This is a genomic window from Flavobacterium sp. (assembly GCF_017985075.1).
Lineage (GTDB): Bacteria > Bacteroidota > Bacteroidia > Flavobacteriales > Flavobacteriaceae > Flavobacterium.
Map to the genome: position 1 here is coordinate 1 of NZ_JAGNYF010000095.1, position 4837 is coordinate 4837.

Here is a 4837-nt window from a genome sequence, read left to right on the forward strand (position 1 = left end):
GAAAATGAAACAGAATTATTTACTTTTATTTTCATGGATAATAATAACATTAGCCCTACCAATACTACGTTCTTATTTAGTAACACCAATGATAGTAAGTAGGTATTTTATTACCATTTTACCTGCATTTATTATACTTATTTCTATTGCCATATTAAAATTTAAATACGCTATTATAAAAATTTTATTACTACTGTTTTTAACGACTGTTACTTTCTACGAATTATTTATTTTTAACGACTATTATAATAAAATTGCAAAAACTCAATTTAGAGAAATTACAGAATTTATTAAAAAAGAAAATAAAGAAAACAATCAAGTTGTTAGTAATTTAAATTGGTATTTAACCTTTTTCTTTAATAAAAAACAAGGGACTCAAGTTGTTGAAGCTGGTTTAGAGAATCACATTCAAGAAATGATGAGCAATCAAAATAAAGTAATTTCCTTTTGGTATTTTGGAGCTTTTGGCACTTATTTTAATATTACACCCGAAGCGCAAGCATTTTTAGATGAAAAATTTATTTTAGCTCACAGTTTAGATCAATTTGATAGCTGGACAAAACATTATGTGATTAAATCGGAAGAAAACGTAAAAGAATATAAAATTCCACTCAACAGTATTACTTTAAGCAATATTAATGATGGAAATTGGACAGGCGGAGTTAGTAAAATAAATCAAATTTTACTAGTTGATTATTCTGATACGTCTTTTAAAAAACTAAATAAAAGCAAGTTTATAATTACAAAAAACGGAAAAAAGTTACATTTAGATAAAATAGAAAAAGTGGGGAATTATATTCATTTATACGTTAATCAAAATGTAATTACATTTGCTGAAGAAGTAAAATATCCTACAGTTATAGAAATATTTTAAAATGAATAAATTTGATAAAATAATTATAGGAGGAGGATTATATGGTTTATATTCCGCGCTTTTTTGTGGAAAAAAAGGAGAAAAGGTTCTGGTAATAGAACATGATGTAGAAGCATTTTCTCGAGCTACTTATATCAATCAAGCTCGAGTTCATATGGGTTATCATTATCCAAGATCGTATAGTACCGCTAAAAAATCATCTGATTATTATGATAGGTTTTTAGAAGATTATACATTTTGTGTTCACAATAAATTTGATAAAATTTATGCAATTTCAAAGGCTTTTTCTTGGACAAATGCGCATCAGTTTGAAAAGTTTTGTAAAGACACAAATATTCCATGTAAACCTATAAATAGTAATGAATATTTTAAAAATGAATTCACAGAAGGCGCCTATTTATCAGAAGAATGTACTTACGATGCACAAATATTAAAAGAATATTTTTTAGGTGAAATTGCCAAATATCCATCTGTTGAAATACATTATGAAACGCATATTACAGCAGTAGAAAAAACGGAAAAAGAATATATTTTAAAAACAAATAGAAATGAAGTGCTACAAACGGAATTCGTTTTAAATGCTACATATGCTTCAATAAATCAAATTCTAAAACTGTTCAACGAAAAGCCAATTAAAATTAAATACGAATTGTGTGAAGTTATTTTGTGTAAAGTAAGCGACAATTTAAAAAACACAGGAATTACATTAATGGACGGACCTTTTTTCTCGCTAATGCCTTTTGGAAAAACGGGATATCATTCGTTAACAGCAGTCCATTATACGCCACATAAAACGTGTAATGAGGATTTGCCTACTTTTATTTGTCAAAAAAAGAGCAACAATACGTGTTCTTTTGCTAAATTAGCAAATTGTAATACGTGTGCTGCTAAACCAAAATCATCTTGGTCACACATGTATGCTTTAGCAAAAAAGTATTTAAATGATGATGTAACTATTGAATTTGTGGAATCTTTGTTTTCTATAAAACCAATTTTAAAAGAATCAGAAATTGACGATTCTCGGCCAACAGTAATTAAAGAATTTTCAAGTTCGCCTAAATTTATTTCAGTATTATCAGGAAAAATTAATACGGTGTATGATTTAGATACTATTTTATCTTAACTAAAATGAAAGAAAAAAAGCTTATATCAGTTATTGTTTATTTATATAATAATGAAAATTCCATACTTGATTTTTTATCAAAAGTAGTTTATAATATTGATGCTGTATTTGAACAATTTGAAATAATAATCGTAAACGATTTCTCTTCGGATACATCTGTTCAAAAAATTAAAGAAGCCTCTTTTTTAGATGATTATCAAGTTACTATAATTCAAATGAGTTTTCACCAAGGAGTAGAGCTGAGCATGAGTGCTGGTTTAGATTTGTCATCTGGTGATTTTGTTTATGAATTCGACTCTACAATTATTGATTATAATGAAAATTTAATTTTACAATCCTATCAAAAAATGATTGAAGGATATGATATTGTTGCCGTTTCACCTATTGAATCAGACAATTTAATATCCAAAATGTTTTATAAAATATACAATTATTACGCCAAATCAGAATATAAGTTAAGAACAGATCGATTTAGGATTTTATCAAGAAGATCTATAAACAGAGCTTTTTCTATTAGCGTAGCTATTCCGTATAGAAAAGCTATGTATGTAAATAGTGGTTTAAAAATTATCACTTTAGAATACAATAAAATCAATTCCATAAAAAAAACACCAGAAAAAAATTATTTAAGAAGTAAAACAGCTATTGATGCTTTAATTATATACACCAATTTAGCTTATAGAATATCTATGAGTATAGCTTTAGTACTCTTGTTAGTTACTTTTAGTGTTATAATTTACACCATTATAATTTATTTTGGTAAAGACAAGCCAATTGAAGGTTGGACTACAACTATGTTGTTGATATCTTTTGGTTTTTTAGGTTTTTTCTTATTAAGCACAATAATAATTAAGTATTTATCGTTAATACTTGAATTGGTTTTTAAGAAAAAATCATATATTCAAGAAAAAATAGAAAAATTATAAATAATAGAAAAAAAAATATAATTTTGTACTAATTAAAAACACAGAAAATGAAATTAAAAGTATTAATCGGATTATTTATTTTATCATTTGCTTTTTCATGTAAAGGTAAAGAGGAAGATACAAAACAAGAAAATTCTACAGAAGCTAATGAAAGTGTAACAACTATACAATTAGCAAATTATTCTGATGAAAACTGGAAAAATGGAGTTGGAACAATACATAATATGTTATTAGTTGATTTTTCTCAAGAAAAAATGGATTTAATTTCTAAAGGAACAGAGCTATATTTAGAAAACGGACAGAAATTAAAATATATTGGATCAGAAAAAGTAAACAATTATATTCACATTTTGTTTGGTGATTATAAATTAACACCACACCAATCAGCATTGGAGTATCCAAACAATATAACAGTTAAGTAATTGTTAATCATATAAAAATAAAAAATCCGATTATACAATCGGATTTTTTTATTTTTACTCAAACTATATCGTTTATGAAAGCAATAAAAAAAATATGTTTTGTAACCGTAATACTATTATTTTTTAATTGTGAAAATAATAATAGTACCAATCAGCTTGTATTAAATATTGATGCTGTAATTCAAAAAACGGATTCTATTAATGTATATTACACAAAAACCAAAGATATAAACTTTACAGACAAACAATCTTTTTGGATAAAAGTTGCGGCAAACAAAAAAAATCAAAACATTCAAATAATTTTCCCAGATTCAATTCAACCCAAACAGATTCGTTTAGATTTTGGTAGAAATATTTCTCAAAGCGATGTGGTTTTAAACAAAATGGATTTTGCATACAAAAACAAAAACTTTTCTGTAAAAGGTAAAGAAATTTTCTATATTTTTAGAGTAGATGAGAACAATACCTCAGTTGATAAATTATATGGAAGTATTAAAAGAAAAAATCCAAAGCAAGAAAACGGACCATCTCTTTATCCAAAAGGCGACAAATTATTTAACAGGTTGAACCAACTTTATTCGGATAAATAAATGCTAAAGTTGCTTAAAAAAATACTCTTTCATCAGCAGTTCCAAAAACTTGGTATTTATGGTTTTGGTCAATTGTTCAATTTAGCAACCCCTTTATTAGTAGTGCCTTATATTGTTTCTGTATGTGGAGAAGAAAATTTTGGAAAAACGGCAGTTGGAATGGCAATTTGTTTTTTCTTAATTGTTTTTATCGATTTTGGTTCGGATATTATTGGTGTTAGAGAAGTTGCTGTTAATAGAAAAAATCATCAAGAATTAAATAAAATTTTTACAACAACATATACTGTAAAAGCCATAATATTAATTGCGGTACTTTTAATCACTACAATTTTAATTTATACTATTCCATTTTTTAAAACGGAAAAAACAATGTTTTTTTTAGGGTTATCGGTTTTGGTCGGACAGTTTATAAATCCAACCTGGTTTTTGCAAGGTATAGAAAACGTAAAATGGATTACACTTTTAAATATTGTTTCTAAAACCATTTATTTAGTTGCAATTTTCACCACAATTAATAAAGAATCGGATTATATATTTGTGAATTTATGGTGGGGAATTGGAATGATTGTTGCTAATTTGTTGGTGTTTATATTAATCTTAAACAAATACAAGTTTAGCTTTTCTCAAATTAATATTACGGAAGTTGGAATTCATATTAAAAACGATTTTTCTATATTTTCTTCTCAAATATTTGTTTCTCTACAGTTGTATGCACCAGTTGTATTAATTAGTTATTTTGGAAGTAATTTAATGGCTGGGCAATATAGAATTGTAGAACAAATTATCGTTGTTTTTAAAACCTATATCTTTTTGTTTTTCAATTATGTTTTTCCAAAAGTTTGTTATTTGTTGGAAGTGGATGCTAAAAAAGCAATGAAAAATTGGAAAATTTATAATGGTGT

Annotated in this window: 6 protein-coding genes; all 6 read left to right on the top strand. The window is 26.0% G+C overall.

Annotation, left to right across the window (positions count from 1 at the left end; translation table 11 throughout):
* A partial coding sequence (locus KA468_RS10680; RefSeq protein WP_291242918.1) for a hypothetical protein occupies window positions 1–874 on the top strand: 874 nt, incomplete at its 5' end.
* Between the two features lies 1 nt (window position 875).
* Window positions 876–1997 (top strand): FAD-dependent oxidoreductase, encoded by a 1122-nt coding sequence (locus tag KA468_RS10685; protein ID WP_291242919.1) that lies wholly within the window; start codon window positions 876–878, stop codon window positions 1995–1997.
* Between the two features lie 5 nt (window positions 1998–2002).
* The gene (locus tag KA468_RS10690) at window positions 2003–2923 is read left to right on the top strand and encodes a glycosyltransferase (protein WP_291242920.1); all 921 of its coding nucleotides are present in this window, start codon (window positions 2003–2005) and stop codon (window positions 2921–2923) included.
* Window positions 2924–2970: 47 nt separating this feature from the next.
* Window positions 2971–3345: a hypothetical protein gene (locus KA468_RS10695; RefSeq protein WP_291242921.1), complete on the top strand. Its 375-nt coding sequence runs from the start codon at window positions 2971–2973 to the stop codon at window positions 3343–3345.
* A 74-nt stretch (window positions 3346–3419) separates the two neighbouring features.
* Entirely contained in the window at window positions 3420–3935 is a 516-nt protein-coding gene (locus KA468_RS10700; protein ID WP_291242922.1) for a hypothetical protein, read from the top strand.
* Window positions 3936–4837 (top strand): oligosaccharide flippase family protein (locus tag KA468_RS10705; protein WP_291242923.1); only part of this gene is annotated, 902 nt, incomplete at its 3' end.